This window comes from Kitasatospora sp. NPDC059088 (assembly GCF_042738155.1).
Classification (GTDB): domain Bacteria; phylum Actinomycetota; class Actinomycetes; order Streptomycetales; family Streptomycetaceae; genus Kitasatospora.
In genome coordinates, this window is record NZ_JBHYGR010000082.1 from 13,180 (window position 1) to 13,613 (window position 434).

Genomic DNA, 434 nt, shown 5'->3' on the forward strand with positions numbered 1-434 from the left:
CACCCCGCCCCTCCGCGCTCCCACCCCCTCCGACCCCGCGTGCTCGCTCGCGCGGTGCCCGTGGTCCTAAAGCCGCGCGCGGGGGCCCCCACGCCCCCCCCCAAGGCCGAGCCGGGCGCCGACCAGCCGCTGGCCGACTGGGAGAAGGACCTCATCGAGGGCGAGAAGAAGGCCGAGGAGGCTCCGGCCGCTGAGGCCCCCGCCGCCGAGGCTCCGGTTGCCGAGACCCCGGCCGTCGAGGCCCCGGTCGCCGAGGCTCCGGCCACCGACGCGCCGGCCGAGCAGGCCTGACGTACCACGGGTGAGGGGCACTCGCCGGTACGACACCGGCGGGTGCCCCTCTCTCCCCGGCCGGGGTCGGACCCTCGGGCCCCGCGCCACACCACGCCAACACCCGGGACGCGCGGATTGATTTACACCCATGGGGACATGAC

1 protein-coding gene is annotated in these 434 nt (G+C 77.0%); it reads left to right on the top strand.

Features of this window, described 5'->3' with window-relative positions:
* The first annotated feature begins 54 nt into the window (after positions 1-54).
* Entirely contained in the window at positions 55-291 is a 237-nt protein-coding gene (locus tag ACFWXO_RS29820) for a hypothetical protein (protein WP_380527418.1), read from the top strand.
* Positions 292-434 lie beyond the last annotated feature (143 nt).